The following is an 18,274-nucleotide window of genomic DNA, read 5'->3' as shown; positions in this document are numbered from 1 at the left end:
TAAATGTTCATCATACCGCATTTATTAAGAAAGCCTCCATGCAGACATGGAGGCTTGTATGACAAATGGGAGCCCATTCGGGGGGTTATCCATTTGCTGTCCAACACCTCGGCAGGAAATTAAGCATTATCTGCACCTGCTGTCTACGGTATAACGTATTCATCTCTATAACGTCATTCATTGTACTTGACCACTCACTAAAAGTCAACCATGCAATCTGCCGTAAACCGTCAAGCCCTGTGGCCAATTAAGCTGATTGATATTAACTGCGGTAGCCGGAAACATCGACTCGGATGCCTGGTCCCATTGTGGACGTTACAGAAGCATTGCGCATATAAACACCTTTTGCTGCCTGTGGCTTTGCTTTCATAAGTGCATCAGCAATTGCTTCAAAGTTCTCAACCAATTTCTGGTTATCAAATGAGATTTTTCCAAGCGGAACATGAATATTGGCGGATTTGTCAACACGATATTCCACTTTACCGGCTTTAATTTCATTTACAGCTTTTTCAATTTCGAATGTTACCGTGCCTGTTTTAGGGTTAGGCATGAGCCCTTTAGGTCCAAGCACACGGCCTAGTTTACCTACTTCAGCCATCATGTCCGGTGTTGCCACAACAACATCGAAATCAAACCAGCCCTGATTGATTTTATTGATAAGATCCTGCTCTCCGACGTAATCCGCTCCGGCATTTTCGGCCTCTGTAGCCTTATCGCCTTTTGCAAATACCAGGACACGCTGGGTTTTACCGGTTCCGTTCGGCAGAACCATAGCACCGCGGATCTGCTGGTCAGCTTTCTTAGGGTCAACTCCCAGACGGAAAGCAGCCTCAACTGTTTCATCAAAGTTTGCCTTTGCGGTTTCTTTCAGTAAAGCGACCGCTTCTTCGGCATCATATGCTTTTGAACGATCAACAAGCTTGGCAACTTCTTGATATCTTTTACTTCTTTTAACCATTTTACTTCCTCCTCAGGTTGTGGTTTTTAGCGGTAAGACCTCCCACTTAAAAATGCTCGTCAGCGCCGTCCAGGGTGATGAACAGGGCACTGAGGCATTTTCATGAAAAAAGTTGCGTAATATGGCAGACCATTTATCGCAACTGTATTTATTCATGTTTAACGCGCATTAGTCTTCAATCGAAATACCCATGCTGCGTGCGGTTCCTTCAACCATACGTACAGCAGCATCCAAATCAGCTGCGTTCAAGTCAGGCATTTTGGTTTCCGCAATTTCCTGTACCTGATCACGTTTGACCGAAGCAACTGTATTACGATTCGGTTCGCCTGATGCTGTATCAATACCGGCCGCCTTTTTCAGCAGTACTGCAGCTGGCGGGGTTTTCGTAATAAATGTAAATGAACGATCTTCGAAAACCGTAATCTCAACCGGAATAATCATACCAGCCTGATCCTGGGTACGAGCGTTAAATTCTTTACAGAATCCCATGATATTCACACCAGCCTGACCCAATGCCGGTCCTACCGGCGGCGCTGGATTTGCTTTACCGGCCTCGATTTGCAGCTTCACTAGTTTAATTACTTTTTTAGCCACGAGACACACCTCCTTAAAGTCCGTGATGTGGTAATAGGGTAAGTTCCCCTCCCACTCAACATTACAAATCCCCGCATCTTACCGGGGACATAAATAACAAAAGAATTTTAGCATGTATTATCAAATTATGCAAGGTATTGCTTATGATTTTATAGATTTGATTTCTTCTTTTACAGCTTTTCCACCTGGGAAAAATCGAGTTCAACAGGCGTTTCGCGTCCGAACATATTAACATGTACTTTTAGTTTCTGCTTATCGGCATCGATGTGCTCGATGGTGCCTGTAAATTCGCTGAACGGTCCATCGGCAACTTTCACGTTCTCTTTCAATTCAAAATCAACTTGTTTAACAGGCTCGGATACACCCATCCGTTTGAGCACCGCATCTATTTCATCAGGCAGAAGGGGCGTTGGCTTTGTCCCGTGTCCGCTTGACCCGACGAACCCGGTGACTCCTGGGGTGTTGCGCACCACGTACCACGAATCGTCCGTCATGACCATTTCCGCGAGAACATAGCCGGGGAAAAATTTCTTTTTGACCACTTTCTTCTTGCCATTTTTGATTTCCGTCTCTTCATCTTCCGGCACAAGAACCCGGAAGATCTTATCCTCCATACCCATTGTTCCCACACGTTTTTCAAGATTCGTCTTCACCTTGTTTTCGTAGCCAGAATAAGTGTGGATTGCATACCAGTTTTTTTCCATGTGATCAGGACAATTGGCTTGCCCTTCCCTCCCTTAATTGACTTTTTTAACTTTTTTGCTTTAGACAGCCTTAGCAGCAGTATTGAGCCTTCTTAACCGCAGAAATTCAACCATATTAAAAAACCCGATATCTCCGGGTTTTTTAAATCAAAATATTATTTTCCATTATAGCATAAAAACAGGTTTGTTATTCAAGATTTGCGGTTAAAAAAATAAATTCAGCAGTTGTGAAATGCCAAGATCAACGATTGCAAAAAACACTGCAACAAATGTGACCGTTGTTAATACAGTTATTGTATAGCTTGTCAGCTCGCGGCCTTTTGGCCAGCTGACCTTTTTCATCTCTCTTGAAACATTCTTGAAAAATTTAATGATTTTCAAAGGTTGTCCCCCTCCACACCCTGCCTGAATAACGCTTTTATTTTGTCTCGCGATGCAATGTGTGTTTGCCGCATGTTTTGCAGTATTTCTTTATTTCTAATCGTTCAGGCTGCTTGGATGCATTTTTGCTCGACGTATAATTTCTGCTTGCACACGAAGTACAAGCCAGTATCACTTTTTTGTCACCCGTACCACCCCGCTCTCAGGGTTTTCACTCATACAAATGTAGCACGGCTCGCATGAAGTGTCAATGGACTACCCAATCCCTGCTCCGTTCGCTTCCAGGAGCAGCTCCAATTTACGTTTGATGCGCTGCAGGGCGTTATCGATTGATTTAACATGCCGTTTTAATTTGACCGAAATCTCCTGATATGTACAGCCATCCATATATAAGCTCAGAACCTTTTTTTCCAGGTCGCTTAATAGTTCCGATAGTTTTCCTTCCATATCAAAAAATCTTTCCCTGTTTTCAAGCAATTCCTGAGGATCAAATGATTTTGAACCAGCAATTACATCCAGCAGAGTTCGGTCAGATTCTTCATCATAAATTGGTTTATCCAGAGACACATAGGAGTTGAGCGGGGTATGTTTCTGTCGTGTAGCCGTTTTGATGGCGGTAATTATCTGTCTGGTAACACAAAGTTCGGCAAATGCCTTAAATGATGAGAGCTTGTCCCCATCATAATCACGGATTGCCTTATAGAGGCCGATCATGCCTTCTTGAATGATATCTTCTTTATCAGCACCAATAATAAAGTATGTACGTGCTTTGGCCCGCACATAATTAATATATTTATGTATCAGAAAGTCCAGCACATGGCTATCCCCCTGATGGATCAAGCGAATAATTTCGTCATCATGAAGCGATTCCAGAACCTGATAATCTCTTTCTGCCAGCTTGACACTCACCAAAAAAGACCCCCCGGCTGCACTGCAGTCAATTTAAAGGTATTATACAGTAAGCGCTTCCTGCTAGTCAAATTAGATTTAAAAAGTGAATTCCTTCGATGCCAGAGGAAGAGCGGCTCTATCCAGAATTTATCCGAAATAGAAAAATACTTTTTCTTCGTGTCATGCATAAGATCCAAGCATTCCTCAGCTTTTTGCCATCGGCCAGACAAAGAGATTACGAATCCCCCCGCCGCCACTTTTCAAATTTCTCCAGGACATCTTCTGTCAATGGGATTTTAATCTGTGGCTGAACTTTTTGATGCTTTTCTATCTGCTGTCCTATTTCTTTATCGATATCATCCAGTTCGATTTGCAGTTCCCGTGCCGATTTCCTTAAAGCCCCCCGGCCAAAAATGGTTCGCTGTTCCGCATAGTCTGAGGTTGCTACATAAACCTGATTAATCACGTTCTTTAAATCTTTTACAATTCGTTCAATACATTCATCGGCTGTTTCATTCTCTTTGGTATAAATGATTTCAACCTGATATTCCTTCAATTTGCTTGCGATTCCTTTTACATAGTACGCATCAAATACGATAATCACCCGCATACCAGTATACGCCTGATATTCGGCCAGCTTTTCAATTAGCATGTCTCGTGCTTGTCCAATGCTGGTCTGCTTCAGCTTGCGTAGTTCCTCCCAGTCGCCGATAATATTATAGCCGTCCACCACGAGCACATTCATGATGAGTCACCAGCCGGATATCGTTTGCGGAACACCTCGTAAAGCAATAAACTGCAAGCAACAGATGCATTAAGGGAGGACACATGCCCTTTCATTGGCAGGCTGAGTGTCCAGTCACATTTGTCTCTTACCAGCCGGCTCATCCCCTTGCCTTCATTACCAATCACCAGAGTAATCGGCAGTGTCCCATCGAGCTCCCGGTAATCTTCAGTCGCATCAGCCTCTGTTCCGACAACCCATACATAACGTTTCTTCAGTTCCTCAATCGTATTGGCAATATTGGTTACCCGTGCAACCGGTACATGTTCCAGGGCACCTGCAGCCGTTTTGGAGACTGCGTTTGTTAGCCCGACAGAACGCCGCTTTGGAATGATCACGCCATGTGCACCCACTGCATCTGCACTGCGCAGTATGGAACCCAAATTGTGTGGATCCTCCAGCTGATCTAAAATGATGAAGAATGGTGCTTCATGCCGCTTCTCTGCATTGGAAAACAAGTCCTCCAGTGATGCATAAGCGTAAGAGGCAACATAGGCAACAACCCCCTGATGGTTCCCGGTGACCATTTGGTCAAGCTTATTTTTCGGCACTTTTTGTATAATGGTACCGGCACTTTTGCTTAATTGCTGCAATTTTCCGGATAAGCCTTTATTCAGGTGTTCTGAAACAAACACTTTGTTAACCGGTCTTCCTGATTTCAATGCTTCTATAACGGGATTCTTGCCCATAATGATTTCCTGCTCCATTGTCAACCCTTCCTCCCTTCAACGAACGCCACAGCTGCATTCAGCAGTTCGGTTAAGCGCTCTTTATCTTCCAGTAAATAATAATAGCCGATCAGTGCCTCAAACGCTGTACTATAGCGATATGTCTGGACACTTGTGTTCCTTGGGACAGTTCCGGATTTCGCATTTCTCCCTCGGGTAACAACCTTTTCTTCTTCAGCGGTCAGATAATTTATCTCCATCCAGTGCAGAACAATCGCTGCCTGTGATTTGGCCGAGACGAACGAGACAGCTTCTTTGTGGAGTTGGTTAGGCTTTACTTTTCCGGCTTTTAAAAGGTGCTCTCGCACATGCACCTCGTAAACCGCATCCCCCATATAGGCAAGCGCAAGGCTCTTCATCTGTCTGACATCAAGACCCATTGTCTGCTCTTTTCCACCGGGTGCCTTGAGGCGTATCTTCCAGGATAATATTTTTCCCCTTCAGGGCGTCGCGAATTTCATCGGCCCGGCCGAAGTCACGGTTTTTTCTGGCTTCAGTCCGCGCCTTCAGCAATGCTTCGATGTCCTCATCCAGCAGCGGTTCTTCTGTTTCCATCCGGATTCCCAGTACATCAAGCACGGTGTTCATGCTTTCCTGGAAAGCCCTGATAACATGTGTATCTGTCTGTTTTTCCTCAAGGTACACGTTTGCCTCTTTTGTCAGTTCAAATAAAACCGAGATGGCATTCGCTGTATTAAAGTCGTCATCCATTGCCGCCTCAAATTGATTGTGCAGCTGGCTGATTTTCTCCAGCCACGCATTACTTTTATCTGTCAGGTCCATACTTGACTGGCTGCGGTGTTCCAGATTGGTCCAAGCGTTTTTAATCCGGTCAAGACTGTTTTTTGCTCCCTGAAGCAACTCTTCAGTGAAATTAATTGGATTCCGATAATGGACACTGAGCATGAAAAAGCGGATAACCTGTGGATCATGCTGTGAAATAATATCTTTTGTTAAAACAAAGTTGCCAAGTGATTTGGACATTTTTTCGTTATCAATATTAATATACCCATTATGCATCCAGTAATTAGCAAACGGCTTTTCGGTCATTGCTTCCGACTGCGCGATTTCATTCTCGTGGTGCGGAAATGTCAGATCCTGACCGCCGGCATGAATATCAATCGTCTCGCCAAGATACTTTTTGGCCATTGCGGAGCATTCGATATGCCACCCAGGACGTCCTTGCCCCCATGGTGAATCCCAGGCAATCTCATCATCCTTTGCTTTTTTCCATAAGGCAAAATCGAGCGGATCTTCCTTTTTCTCGCCAACCTGTATACGTGCACCGCTTCGCAATTCATCTATGGACTGGTGTGATAATTTCCCGTAATCGTCAAACGAACGGGGTTTGAAATAAACATCCCCATCCACTTCATAGGCATATCCTTTACTGATCAGATTTGAGATAAAACGTATGATATCATCCATCGTTTCGGTAACTCTCGGGTTATAGGTGGCTTTTTTGACGCCGAGCGCTTCCACATCACTCAGGTAGGCTTCTATAAACCGGTTTGCCACATCCGGCACTTGCTCATTCAGTTCATTGGCTGCATTGATGATCTTGTCGTCCACATCCGTAAAATTCAAAACGTAATCCACTTCATATTCTTTATATTCAAGGTAGCGTCGGACGGTATCGAACACAATGGCAGGCCGGGCATTGCCGATATGAATATAATTATAGACAGTCGGGCCGCAGACGTACATGCGGACCTTGCCTGCATCGAGTGGTTTAAACGCTTCTTTGTCATGTGTCAGTGTATTATAAATCGTTATCGCCATTCTGCTTCACTTCCTTTAACTTTGCTATCTCTTCTTTCAACTCATCAATTTCCTCCTGCAGCCGTTCACACCGGTCAGCCACAGGATCAGGCAGTTTATGATGATCGAGGTTTTTACGAACTTTTTCCCCGTTTTGCACAACAACCCGGCCCGGGACCCCTACGACGGTTGAATGATCAGGCACATCTTTTAAAACAACTGAACCTGCTCCAACTTTTGAACTGTTACCGATTGTAATGTTGCCGAGTACTCTGGCACCGGTTGTCACCATCGAATTATCTTTGACTGTGGGATGCCGTTTCCCTTTTTCTTTACCCGTGCCGCCGAGTGTCACACCCTGGAACAAGGTGACATTATCACCGATTTCGCATGTCTCGCCGATGACCACTCCCATACCGTGATCAATAAAAAACTTTCGTCCGATTTTTGCTCCGGGGTGAATCTCAATACCGGTAAAGAAACGGCTGATTTGGGAAATAGCTCGTGCTATAAAAAGCAAGTTGCGTTTATAGCAAAAGTGCGCCATGCGATGTGCCCAGATAGCGTGAAGCCCTGAATAAGTCAGGAACACTTCAATATATGACCGCGCTGCAGGGTCCTGGTCAAACACAACATCCATATCTTCCTTCATCCGTTTAAAGATGCCCATTGTAATTACTTCCTCTCCCTTTGAGTTATATAGGTTGTATTTATGCAGTAAGCCACTATGATACTTTTCTGCTAAAAAAATAAGCGCCTCTGTGTAATGATTACACAGAGGCGCTTATGACGCGGTTCCACCCTGTTTGGAGAAAGTCGGCTTTCTCCCGGCTTTGGCTCTGTTAACGGTTGAGGACCGCCGTTATATACTGGCATTCCATAACGGGCTCCAAGGTGCATTTCAAAAACGATGCTCAGAATCACTTGCAGCCGGTGATGATTCTCTCTGGATAAGCAGGGGCGTTCTTTACTTCTCCTTGTCAACGCTCTCTATTACAGTCAGTTCAAAAAGAGTGGCAGATGCCCTTTTTGATTAATTGTGTTATCACTATATTATATTTAGCTCTAAATGTGAATTATTAAGCTCCGAGCTGGTTTAATAAATTATGCAGGCGGCTCACGACAGTGTCTCTGCCCAACAATTCAATTGCCGTCTGCAGCTCCGGTCCGTGTGTCTGACCGGTCGTCGCAACCCGGATTGGCATAAACAGTTTTTTGCCTCGGTGGCCGGTTTCTTTTTGGGTTGCCTTGATCTGCTGTTTAATGGCATCTTTCTCAAAGTTCTCCAGGTGGATCAACTTATCCGTAAAGACCTGAAGCACCTCAGGGACCTGTTCCTGCTGCAACACATCCATAGCCCCCTCATCGTAGCTGATGGAGTCATTGAAAAACAGCTCAGTCAGCTCTACAATTTCAGCCCCGTACCGCAACTGCTCCTGATACAGTGTAATAACCTTCTCAGCCCACTCTCTTGTGGCTGCATCCATATTATTCGGCAATTTCCCCGCTTCAATCAAGTGCGGCATCGCCAGTTCGATGATTCGCTCAGTATCCGCAGCTTTAATATATTCGTTGTTCATCCACTTCAGTTTATGCCGGTCAAAAATAGCAGCCGACGTTGACAGACGGTTCGGATCAAAAATCTTAATCAGCTCGTCCTGTGTGAAGATCTCCTCTTCACCGACCGGTGACCAGCCAAGTAATGTGATAAAATTAAACAAGGCTTCAGGCAAATAGCCCAGATTGCGATATTGCTCAATGAATTGCAGAATATGTTCATCACGCTTGCTCAGCTTTTTGCGTTCTTCATTAAGGATCAGGGTCATATGGCCGAAATTCGGCGGCTCCCAGCCAAATGCTTCATAGACCATCATTTGCTTTGGCGTGTTCGAAATATGCTCCTCGCCGCGCAATACATCCGTGATTCCCATCAGATGGTCATCGATGGCCACAGCAAAATTATAGGTCGGTGCACCATTCTTTTTGACGATCACCCAATCGCCAAAATCACTGGATTCGAAGGTAATATTTCCGCGGACAATATCATTGAACGTATACGACTTATTATTAGGAACACGCATGCGAATGCTTGGCTTGCGCCCTTCCTGTTCAAACGCCTCGATTTGTTCCGCACTCAGGTGGCGATGAGCACCGGCGTATTTTGGAACTTGCCCTTTGGCACGCTGCTCTTCACGCTCCTGTTCCAATTCTTCCTCGGTCATATAGCATTTGTAGGCCAAACCTTTCTCAAGCAACTCGTCAACATATTGCTGATAGATTTCCAGCCGCTCCATCTGGCGGTATGGGCCATATTCGCCGCCGATATCAGCGCCTTCATCCCACTCAATGCCGAGCCATTTCAAATACATCATCTGGCTTTCTTCTCCGCCAGCGACATTGCGCTTGGCATCGGTATCTTCAATCCGGATAATAAACTTCCCGTCAAAATGTTTCGCATATAAATAATTAAATAGAGCTGTACGTGCGTTCCCTATGTGTAAATGACCGGTCGGACTCGGTGCATAACGTACACGAACCTGATTTGTCATGGTGGCGCTCCTTTCTTAATTTATGAATAATGACAAATATATCATACGCATAAAAAGTGATAACATCCAAGGTTATCACTTTTTGTATCCTTCTTAAGTTATACCGCTTTTACAAGGCTTTTTCAAGTAATTTTGGTTTTGCAAAGATCATTCTTCCTGCTGACGTCTGCAGCACGCTTGTAATCAGAACCTCAATTTTCTTGCCGATGTAATCGTGACCTTCTTCGACCACAATCATTGTGCCATCATCCAAATAAGCGATGCCCTGATTGTGTTCCTTGCCGTCTTTGATTACATGAACCATTAATTCCTCACCCGGCAGGACAACCGGCTTGACGGCATTTGCCAGGTCATTGATATTCAAAATAGGCACACCCTGAAGGTCACATACCTTATTTAAGTTGAAGTCATTGGTTACAACGATACCGTCAATTACCTTCGCAAGTTTAATTAGCTTGCTGTCTACTTCCGGAATATCTTCAAAATCACCTTCGTAGATTTCAACTTCCACCGGCAATTCCTTTTGAATCCGGTTGAGCACATCAAGTCCGCGGCGCCCGCGATTCCGTTTCAGCACATCAGAGGAATCAGCGATATGCTGCAGCTCGCCAAGTACAAACTGAGGGATGACAATTGTCCCCTCCAAGAAGTTTGTCTGGCAAATGTCAGCGATACGGCCGTCAATAATCACACTTGTATCCAATATTTTGGACTTCGGCCGGATTTGTTGAGGAGCCTCCATGTCGGAGACACGTTTTTTATCCCGTTCTTTCCGGTTAAAGTTAAGCAGATTCATTAGTTCATCCCGACGCCTGAAACCAACCTGAAACCCGAAATAACCAAGTAAAATGGTAATAAAGAGCGGTAAAACCTGTGAAACAAGATAAATATTAATGTCGGTCAGCGGGATGTTCACTAGATATGCAATCACCAAACCGCCAATCAGGCCAAAACTTCCAAACAGCAAATCACTTACCGGAATCTTGATCAGTGCCTCTTCAATCCATCGTAAGAACCCAACGATAAACTCCGCGACAAAATAAGAGATAACAAATAATATAATTGCACCTATGACCATGCCTAAATAAGGGGATGCAGCCCAAGCCGCGTCGGTAAAGTCCAGCAACCTGACAATCTCCGGGATATACAGAAATCCAATGGTACCTCCACTAATGATAAAAAATAAATGGACAATCATTTTCAGCACCATTACTCACCTCCTATCGTTTATTATTACCCATTTTTTATAGAATAACCGTTATTCGCCAGATTTAATTCCAAGTATCACCTAAAGCCTACCACAACTGCAAAAGTCCGTCAATTTATAAAACAATATATTTTATCACATTTCATTTAAATTGTCAATTTAATGTTTCAGGGTGCGGAGAATTAAAAACGACCGGATCAGCGTGTCAAACCTTCATCCAGCGCCTCCTGGACCGTATTGACACCTACGATCTGAATCGACTCGGGCGGGGCCCAGCCTTCTAGGTTCTTTTGCGGACAAATGACCCGTTTGAAGCCAAGTTTTGCCGCCTCCTGCACACGCTGCTCAATCCGGGCCACACGCCTGATTTCACCCGTCAGTCCAACCTCGCCAATCACAATATCTTCTGGCCTTGTCGGGTGGTTGCGGAAGCTTGATGCAATACTGACAGCCACAGCCAAATCAATGGCTGGCTCATCCAGTTTCACGCCGCCTGCCACTTTAATGTATGCATCCTGATTCTGAAGCATAAGACCAACGCGCTTTTCCAGAACAGCCATCAAAAGCGGCACGCGATTTGTATCAATACCGGTTGCCATGCGTCGCGGATTCCCAAAGCTGGTGGGTGAAATCAATGCCTGGATCTCCACCAGTACCGGACGCGTACCTTCCATCGAAGCAACAACAGTTGAACCGGCTGCCCCCTGCGACCTTTCTTCCAGAAAGATTTCGGATGGATTCATGACTTCCCTTAAACCTTCCTCTTTCATTTCAAAAATACCCATTTCGTGTGTGCTTCCGAAACGATTTTTGACACTGCGCAAAATCCGGTATGTATGATGACGTTCCCCTTCAAAATATAGGACAGCATCTACCATATGCTCCAGCATCCGAGGTCCGGCGATCGCTCCTTCTTTGGTCACGTGCCCGACAATAAAGATAGGGATACCGTTTGACTTGGCAACACGCATTAATTCACCGGTACTTTCGCGCACTTGGGAGACACTTCCCGGAGCGCTTGTCACTTCTTCACGATAGATTGTCTGAATCGAATCTATCACGACGAACGCCGGCTTGATTTGTTCAATCTGATTGATGATGTCAAGCAAGTTGGTCTCAGCCATCGCATACAACAAATCTGAACTCACACCAAGCCTGTCTGCCCGCAGTTTTGTCTGCCGGATTGATTCCTCACCGGAGATATAAAGGACCGGCAATTGCTTCTCAGCGAGCTGTGAGGATACTTGCAGCAGCAATGTAGACTTTCCAATTCCCGGGTCACCACCTATCAGTGCAAGTGACCCGGGAACAACGCCCCCGCCGAGCACTCTGTTAAATTCCTTCATTCCGGTTGTGATCCGGGGCTCTTTTTTTGTTTCAATTGATGTAATGCTCTCGGGCTGACTGGCAGATCTGCCGTCCCTGCTCATTGTATGCCTGCCGCCCGCAGATGATGCTTCTATTTCCTCAACGAGTGTATTCCAATTGTTGCACCCTGGGCACTTGCCCATCCATTTGGCAGATTCATAGCCGCATTCCTGACAAACATACTTCATTTTCCGTTTAGCCAATATGAACCTTTCCCTTCACTATAGTCTCTATTATATACGATTGACATCACATAAAAGTTACAGCTCTCTATCAGTTTCATAAATTTCGTTCCATATTTATTCCACAAACCGAAAAACAGACGTTTAAAAAAGAGTGAACATCCTTCATTATAACATTTGTCTTCTGCTCTGCTGTAACGCAAAAAGCTGAAAGGTTGCTTCCTTCCAGCTTTTTGGACACCATTTCCTGCTGTAAATTTTTTGATTACGGTAGAATAATGAATTCCCCTTTGTTATTCAAACCGATTTTCACTTTTTCGCCTTTTTGGAAGTTTTCCTTCAGCAGCTCTTCGGAAAGCATATCCTCGATATTTTTCTGAATTGATCTGCGCAATGGCCGCGCACCGTATTCCGGATCAAACCCTTCATTGGCAATCTTCTCAACAGCTTTGTCAGTAAGAGTGAATTCAATATCCTGTTGTATCAAACGGCTCTGAAGCTGTTTAATCATTAGATTGACGATATATTTCATATGTTTGCGTTCTAATGAATGGAACACGATTGTTTCGTCAATCCGGTTCAGGAATTCAGGACGGAATGCTTTTTTCAATTCGTCGGTCACCTTTGTTTTCATGTTCTGATAGTCTTGTTCCTGGTCATCATCCAGTGCGAATCCGACATATTTATTTCGTTTCAGTTCGTTAGCGCCGACGTTTGATGTCATGATTAGAACAGTGTTGCGGAAATCAACGACACGACCTTTGGAATCGGTAAGGCGTCCATCCTCAAGCACCTGCAGCAAAATATTAAATACTTCAGGGTGCGCCTTTTCCACTTCGTCGAGCAAGACAACTGAATATGGCTTTGTCCGGACCTTCTCAGTCAGTTGTCCACCTTCATCATAACCGACATATCCCGGAGGCGAACCTACAAGACGGGAGGTGGCATGCTTTTCCATATACTCCGACATATCAATCCGGATCATGGCTTCTTCATCAGCAAACATGGATTCGGCCAGTGCCCTTGCAAGTTCCGTTTTACCGACACCGGTAGGCCCGAGGAAAATGAACGATCCGATTGGCCGTTTAGGGTCTTTCAGCCCGGCACGTGCCCGGCGGATAGCTTTGGCTACTGCTTCCACCGCTTCCTCCTGGCCAATCACCCGATTATGCAGGGTCTCTTCCAGGTTCAAGAGCCGTTCGCTTTCATCTTTTGTCAGCCTGGAAACCGGCACACCTGTCCAGATGGAGACGACTTTTGCTATGTCTTCTACCGTTACTTCAGAATCCTTCTGACCCTGCTTTTCTTTCCATTTATTTTTCGTTTCTTCCAGTTCTTCACGCAGGCGTTGCTCGGAATCTCGTAATGAAGCGGCTTTTTCGAACTCCTGACTTTGAACGGCGGAATCCTTTTCTTTGCGCACATCGTCAAGTTTCTGCTCAAGTTCTTTTAAGTCTGGCGGAACAGTATAAGAACTCAAGCGAACTTTAGAACCGGCCTCATCAATCAAGTCGATGGCTTTATCAGGCAGAAAACGGTCTGTGATGTACCGGTCAGATAAATTGGCTGCTGCCTCAATGGATTCATCTGGGATGGTCACACGGTGGTGAGCTTCATACCGGTCGCGCAACCCTTTTAAAATCTGGACCGTTTCATCCAACGTTGGTTCATCGACCTGAATTGGCTGGAATCTGCGTTCAAGGGCAGCATCTTTTTCGATATATTTACGATATTCATCAAGCGTAGTGGCGCCAATACATTGCAGTTCTCCCCTGGACAATGCTGGTTTTAAAATATTGGAAGCATCGATTGCCCCTTCTGCGCCACCCGCACCAATTAATGTGTGTAATTCATCAATAAACAGGATAATGTTGTTTGCCTGGCGAATTTCTTCCATCACTTTTTTTAGACGGTCTTCAAATTCACCCCGGTATTTTGTACCAGCTACAACCGTCCCCATGTCAAGCGTCATGACACGCTTGTCACGGAGTATTTCCGGGATTTCATTGTTGACGATTTGCTGGGCAAGGCCTTCCGCAACAGCTGTTTTACCGACGCCAGGCTCCCCGATCAAGACCGGATTGTTCTTAGTACGCCGGCTTAATACCTGGATGACTCGCTCAATTTCCTGGCTGCGGCCGATAACCGGGTCAACATTCCCTTCCTTGGCACTTTCAGTCAAATCGCGTGCCAGCGAATCAAGCGTTGGTGTATTGGCATTCGATGACTGCGAACTTCTGTTGTGGCGACCTGCCTGAGATTCATTGCTGCCCAGAAGCTGCAGAACCTGCTGGCGTGCTTTATTAAGGCTAACGCCTAGGTTGTTAAGAACACGTGCTGCGACGCCTTCTCCTTCACGAATCAGCCCAAGCAGAATGTGCTCTGTGCCAACATACGAGTGACCTAACTTACGTGCTTCGTCCTGGGATAATTCCACAACCTTTTTGGCACGCGGTGTATAATGAATGGTTTGCATCGGCTGCTTGCCTGTGCCGATCAGTTTCTCCACTTCCTGCTGAATCTTGGTCACTTCCAGACCCAGAGATTCAAGTGCCTTAGCTGCAATACCATTGCCTTCACGGACAAGCCCAAGCAGGATATGCTCTGTCCCGATATTATTGTGCCCCAGTCGCACCGCTTCTTCCTGAGACAATGCCAATACTTTTTGTGCGCGTTCTGTGAAACGTCCAAACATCATAATCTTTTCCTCCCTACCTAGTTCTCTAATTGCATTCGCTCGCGAATAAGTGACGCCCTTAGTACATCCCGTTCATTAGGTGTCAGTGTCTTTTTCGCATATTGCTGCAGAAAACCGGGCTGTGTGAGCACCATTAATTCGTTCAAAATATTCCTTGAAACATTTTCAATAATACCTGAGTCAATTCCAAATCGGACATCTGATAAACATTTTGCCGTTTCTTTTGATTCTATGATCCGGCTGCACGTCAACACGCCGTAGGATCGGTAAATCCGGTCCTCCAGCCTGACGGGCGACTGATCCATGATCTGATTTCTCGCGCTACGTTCATGTTCAATAAGTTCACGGACAACACTTTGCAGATCCTCCACGATGTCCTCTTCCGACTTGCCAAGTGTTATCTGGTTTGATATCTGAAAAATATTCCCTGTTGCCTGACTGCCTTCCCCGTAAATGCCGCGGACGACAAGACCAAGCTGATTAATAGCCGGGATCATCCGATTAATCTGCTGTGTCCAGGACAAAGCCGGCAAATGCATCATGACTGACGCTCGCATACCGGTTCCGACATTCGTCGGGCAGCCGGTCAAATAACCGCGCTCTTCATCGAAGGCATAATCGATTTTTTCCTCCAGCCAATCGTCCAGTTCAAAAACTTTCTGCAGAGCTTTGTTCAGCTGAAACCCGGGGTAATAAAGCTGAATGCGGAGATGATCTTCCTCGTTCACCATAATTGAAACCTGTTCGTTTTTAGATATAAGTACGGCTGAGGCATGATTTCGTTCCGCCAGATGCGGGCTGATTAAATGTTTTTCAACTAAAACACGTCTTTCCACGGGCGTCAAGTCTTTGATAGGGACAAATGCAAAATCACGATAGTCCTGGAATGACTGACTTTCATACTCCTGATGGATGAATTCATTGATATATTTCAAATCCTCTTCATTTGCCAGAATCGGGAATGCATATTGGGCAAAATTTCTGGCCAGCCGTATTCTGCTGCTCAACACGATATCGCTGTCAGGCCCCTCTTCGCGCATCCAGGGACTAATTGCTTCATTCATAAAGTGCTGCAGTGTCATGAATCATCACCCCGCGTTTGTTCTTCCAGTTCTTTAATTTTGTCCCGAACGGTTGCAGCTTCTTCAAATGCTTCATTTTTAATTAACCGCTGCAGTTCCTCCTTGTAGACATCAACTTGCTTCTTAAGGCGCATATCTCCACCGATGCGCGCCGGAATTTTTCCATAGTGCTTTGTGTTACCGCTGTGAACACGACGAAAAATGGGATCAAGGCTGTCCGCAAACGTCTCATAGCAATCTGGACAGCCAAATTTGCCCAGCCGCTTAAATTTTGAAAGTGTCATCTCACACTTCGGACATTTCAATTCCTTTGTCTGCTGGCCAGTTGTGCTTTTAGGGCTTTCGAATGTTGAATTAAGCAGCCCGGACAGTAAATGTTGAAGTGAATACCCTTCTTCCGGATAATTCATATAGCCTTTTTCTTTTGCACAGACTTCGCACACATAAACTTCCGTTTTTTCACCGTTGATCACCTGGGTGAAATGAAGCGTAGCGGGCCGTTCATGGCATTCTTGGCATTCCACGTTAGTCCCCCCTCGATTAACTATTCAAATACTTCAGAGTTGTCAGCATCGACGTTAAGATCCGTGCACGAATTTCGTCACGCAATGGCAGCTGGAATGCAAGTGTCTCCCTGTTAATGGCACTTAACATGATCTTAGCTTCACGTTTTGTCACCAGTTCCTCTTCAATCAGCCGTTCAAGCACATCTAATGCCGCCTGCTGTGAAACACTCGGATTGATCATGCCGATAATATCATCGATTAACGCCGCTTTATCCTGATGTTTAATTCTTATGATCCTGATATATCCGCCGCCGCCGCGTTTACTTTCCACTATATATCCTTTTTCCACAGTAAAACGTGTTTTAATCACATAATTGATCTGGGAGGGCACACATTGAAATTCCTCTGCTAATTCACTTCGTTTAATATCAATCGTATCCCTGCCGGCGGATTCCAAAATCTGTTTTAAATGCTGTTCTATGATATCAGAAATATTACGCATATCTCCTCATCCTCTTCAACGTTGGTGTCCACTACTTAAGTTGTTTTGACTTTGACTAACTTTGACTATACTTCCATTATACGTATTACGCACAAAGATGCAAGTAATCTTATCAATAGCTTAGACAACTTTAGAGGAATTGAAACATCCTGACCATTTCAGAACGGAGATAGTCTATGAAAATGTTCCCGTCAAGCAACAGTACATGAGCATTGTATTTCATTTTAATTATTTTCGTTCCGAGATATTTTTGACATAATCAATTTTTGATATATCCTCAAAAAGTTCTACCTGATTTAAATTCTTATAAGGAGCAATTTTGACGATAATATTTCGAAGGTCTTCATCGATTCGTTCAATTTGCACCTGCTTAATCGCCAGCGAACAAGATTCAAAAACAGATACGACACTATTGATTGTTAATCCGGGAAGTGCTGTTATTTCAATTTGATAAGGCTTTTCCTTTCTGAATAATTTTTCAAAGTTATTCAGAAAGATAAGACTCAGCAGGATGATAAACGTTGTAAATACAGCCGCACCATACATACCGGCTCCGACCACAAGACCAAGCCCGGCAACTGTCCAAATGGACGCGGCGGTAGTCAGACCGCGGATAGTCATGCCGTTGACAATAATTGTACCGGCGCCCAAGAAACCAATACCGCTTATGACATAAGACGGAATCCGGGTCGGGTCAAAACGAATATTGTCATATGCATCAATCAATGTCTCAAAACCATATAGTGACAGGAGCATCATCAAACATGCTCCCACGCCTACCAGTATATGAGTTCTGAACCCTGCGGAATGGTTTTTTAATTCCCGTTCAAAACCGATTACTCCGGATAAAATTAAGGCGATTAAAATGCGGAGCATAATAATATTAAAATTATCCCCAATAAGTTCAAGTTCATCCAAGTATTCAAACACAGGTTAAACCTCCCCTCTTGCTATGTATAACGGATTAATTTAAAAATATGATGTAAAACAGTTTTAAACGTGGTGAACTTATTTCCCATATAATATAAAGTGAAACTTCAATGAGGCTGGGACAAAAGTGTCTTTCCAAACAAAAAAATCTGAACAATTAGAATAAATGATTAGTGCAATACCTCGCTCCGGAAGTATACTCCGCTGAATCTTATTACCGTTCGTTTTTATAGTTGAAACTTTAGTTATGTCCCAACCTCATTGTTAGTTGAACGAATCGGGTATTACTGACAGTTGGATCCCCCTCTTATCCTTTTTGATTTTTTTCTCTTCTTGAAGTGGGGCTTACTGCCTGTTACATACGGGGTGAAACTCATGTACACCCTTTCATAACAGAAATAATAAAAGAGGCTGATCCAAGTTTTGTTGGGTTCAGCCTCTTATGTCAT

General features: G+C 44.6%; 19 protein-coding genes and 2 other annotated features. All 19 genes read right to left on the bottom strand.

The features are described from left to right. Window positions 1-17: 17 nt before the first annotated feature. Window positions 18-167: a sequence feature (ribosomal protein L10 leader region), on the bottom strand. A 95-nt stretch (window positions 168-262) separates the two neighbouring features. The 19 genes from rplA to ON01_RS00005 all read right to left on the bottom strand — a co-directional run bounded on the left by rplA (window position 263) and on the right by ON01_RS00005 (window position 17,825). Continuing rightward, window positions 263-958, bottom strand: a complete 696-nt coding sequence (gene rplA / locus ON01_RS00095; RefSeq protein WP_010528975.1) for a 50S ribosomal protein L1 — start codon at window positions 956-958, stop codon at window positions 263-265. Window positions 959-1,126: 168 nt separating this feature from the next. Further along, entirely contained in the window at window positions 1,127-1,552 is a 426-nt protein-coding gene (rplK, locus tag ON01_RS00090; protein ID WP_010528974.1) for a 50S ribosomal protein L11, read from the bottom strand. A 170-nt stretch (window positions 1,553-1,722) separates the two neighbouring features. Continuing rightward, complete coding sequence (gene nusG / locus ON01_RS00085) at window positions 1,723-2,256, bottom strand: transcription termination/antitermination protein NusG (RefSeq protein WP_010528973.1); 534 nt, start codon at window positions 2,254-2,256, stop codon at window positions 1,723-1,725. 204 nt (window positions 2,257-2,460) lie between these two features. Continuing rightward, a complete protein-coding gene (secE, locus tag ON01_RS00080) occupies window positions 2,461-2,637 on the bottom strand; it encodes a preprotein translocase subunit SecE (RefSeq protein ID WP_010528972.1) in 177 nt (58 codons plus the stop codon). 37 nt (window positions 2,638-2,674) lie between these two features. Beyond that, a complete protein-coding gene (gene rpmG / locus ON01_RS18660) occupies window positions 2,675-2,812 on the bottom strand; it encodes a 50S ribosomal protein L33 (protein WP_010528971.1) in 138 nt (45 codons plus the stop codon). 80 nt (window positions 2,813-2,892) lie between these two features. Continuing rightward, window positions 2,893-3,546, bottom strand: coding sequence for an RNA polymerase sporulation sigma factor SigH (gene sigH / locus ON01_RS00075; protein ID WP_010528970.1), 654 nt, complete (start codon window positions 3,544-3,546; stop codon window positions 2,893-2,895). Window positions 3,547-3,763: 217 nt separating this feature from the next. Continuing rightward, a complete protein-coding gene (locus tag ON01_RS00065; RefSeq protein WP_010528968.1) occupies window positions 3,764-4,273 on the bottom strand; it encodes an NYN domain-containing protein in 510 nt (169 codons plus the stop codon). Next, window positions 4,270-5,019, bottom strand: a complete 750-nt coding sequence (rlmB, locus tag ON01_RS00060) for a 23S rRNA (guanosine(2251)-2'-O)-methyltransferase RlmB (RefSeq protein ID WP_010528967.1) — start codon at window positions 5,017-5,019, stop codon at window positions 4,270-4,272. The genes ON01_RS00065 and rlmB overlap by 4 nt, the downstream gene beginning before the upstream one ends. Window positions 5,020-5,021: 2 nt before the next feature. Then, entirely contained in the window at window positions 5,022-5,420 is a 399-nt protein-coding gene (locus ON01_RS00055) for a Mini-ribonuclease 3 (protein ID WP_010528966.1), read from the bottom strand. Continuing rightward, window positions 5,410-6,822 (bottom strand): cysteine--tRNA ligase, encoded by a 1,413-nt coding sequence (cysS, locus tag ON01_RS00050; protein WP_010528965.1) that lies wholly within the window; start codon window positions 6,820-6,822, stop codon window positions 5,410-5,412. The genes ON01_RS00055 and cysS overlap by 11 nt, the downstream gene beginning before the upstream one ends. After that, window positions 6,803-7,471, bottom strand: coding sequence for a serine O-acetyltransferase (gene cysE, locus ON01_RS00045; protein ID WP_010528964.1), 669 nt, complete (start codon window positions 7,469-7,471; stop codon window positions 6,803-6,805). Before cysE ends, cysS begins: the two co-directional genes overlap by 20 nt. Window positions 7,472-7,574: 103 nt before the next feature. Beyond that, window positions 7,575-7,794, bottom strand: a binding site (T-box leader). 86 nt (window positions 7,795-7,880) lie between these two features. After that, window positions 7,881-9,350 (bottom strand): glutamate--tRNA ligase, encoded by a 1,470-nt coding sequence (gltX, locus tag ON01_RS00040; RefSeq protein WP_010528963.1) that lies wholly within the window; start codon window positions 9,348-9,350, stop codon window positions 7,881-7,883. A 109-nt stretch (window positions 9,351-9,459) separates the two neighbouring features. Continuing rightward, complete coding sequence (locus ON01_RS00035; RefSeq protein WP_010528962.1) at window positions 9,460-10,557, bottom strand: PIN/TRAM domain-containing protein; 1,098 nt, start codon at window positions 10,555-10,557, stop codon at window positions 9,460-9,462. A gap of 197 nt (window positions 10,558-10,754) precedes the next feature. Further along, on the bottom strand, window positions 10,755-12,128 hold the full coding sequence (gene radA, locus ON01_RS00030) for a DNA repair protein RadA (protein WP_010528961.1): 1,374 nt from the start codon (window positions 12,126-12,128) through the stop codon (window positions 10,755-10,757). 244 nt (window positions 12,129-12,372) lie between these two features. Beyond that, on the bottom strand, window positions 12,373-14,805 hold the full coding sequence (gene clpC, locus ON01_RS00025; RefSeq protein WP_010528960.1) for an ATP-dependent protease ATP-binding subunit ClpC: 2,433 nt from the start codon (window positions 14,803-14,805) through the stop codon (window positions 12,373-12,375). Between the two features lie 17 nt (window positions 14,806-14,822). Further along, entirely contained in the window at window positions 14,823-15,887 is a 1,065-nt protein-coding gene (mcsB, locus tag ON01_RS00020; protein ID WP_010528959.1) for a protein-arginine kinase McsB, read from the bottom strand. Beyond that, the gene (gene mcsA, locus ON01_RS00015) at window positions 15,884-16,411 is read right to left on the bottom strand and encodes a protein-arginine kinase activator protein McsA (RefSeq protein WP_010528958.1); all 528 of its coding nucleotides are present in this window, start codon (window positions 16,409-16,411) and stop codon (window positions 15,884-15,886) included. The genes mcsB and mcsA overlap by 4 nt, the downstream gene beginning before the upstream one ends. A 16-nt stretch (window positions 16,412-16,427) precedes the next feature. Next, entirely contained in the window at window positions 16,428-16,895 is a 468-nt protein-coding gene (locus ON01_RS00010; RefSeq protein ID WP_010528957.1) for a CtsR family transcriptional regulator, read from the bottom strand. Window positions 16,896-17,123: 228 nt separating this feature from the next. Beyond that, entirely contained in the window at window positions 17,124-17,825 is a 702-nt protein-coding gene (locus ON01_RS00005; protein WP_010528956.1) for an MgtC/SapB family protein, read from the bottom strand. Window positions 17,826-18,274: the final 449 nt, after the last annotated feature.

This window comes from Lentibacillus jeotgali (genome assembly GCF_000224785.1).
Taxonomy (GTDB): Bacteria; Bacillota; Bacilli; order Bacillales; family Amphibacillaceae; genus Lentibacillus; species Lentibacillus jeotgali.
Note: the sequence above shows the minus strand (reverse complement) of the source record. Positions and strands in the feature narration are given on the sequence as shown.

What these genes read in the sequence shown, in the direction of transcription:
- ON01_RS00010 (WP_010528957.1), bottom strand. Translation starts at nt 16,895, where the DNA reads ATGCGTAATATTTCTGATATCATAGAACAGCATTTAAAACAGATTTTG.
- rlmB (WP_010528967.1), bottom strand. Translation starts at nt 5,019, where the DNA reads ATGGAGCAGGAAATCATTATGGGCAAGAATCCCGTTATAGAAGCATTG.
- cysE (WP_010528964.1), bottom strand. Translation starts at nt 7,471, where the DNA reads ATGGGCATCTTTAAACGGATGAAGGAAGATATGGATGTTGTGTTTGAC.
- ON01_RS00055 (WP_010528966.1), bottom strand. Translation starts at nt 5,420, where the DNA reads ATGGGTCTTGATGTCAGACAGATGAAGAGCCTTGCGCTTGCCTATATG.
- cysS (WP_010528965.1), bottom strand. Translation starts at nt 6,822, where the DNA reads ATGGCGATAACGATTTATAATACACTGACACATGACAAAGAAGCGTTT.
- mcsB (WP_010528959.1), bottom strand. Translation starts at nt 15,887, where the DNA reads ATGACACTGCAGCACTTTATGAATGAAGCAATTAGTCCCTGGATGCGC.
- nusG (WP_010528973.1), bottom strand. Translation starts at nt 2,256, where the DNA reads ATGGAAAAAAACTGGTATGCAATCCACACTTATTCTGGCTACGAAAAC.
- ON01_RS00065 (WP_010528968.1), bottom strand. Translation starts at nt 4,273, where the DNA reads ATGAATGTGCTCGTGGTGGACGGCTATAATATTATCGGCGACTGGGAG.
- rplA (WP_010528975.1), bottom strand. Translation starts at nt 958, where the DNA reads ATGGTTAAAAGAAGTAAAAGATATCAAGAAGTTGCCAAGCTTGTTGAT.
- clpC (WP_010528960.1), bottom strand. Translation starts at nt 14,805, where the DNA reads ATGATGTTTGGACGTTTCACAGAACGCGCACAAAAAGTATTGGCATTG.
- gltX (WP_010528963.1), bottom strand. Translation starts at nt 9,350, where the DNA reads ATGACAAATCAGGTTCGTGTACGTTATGCACCGAGTCCGACCGGTCAT.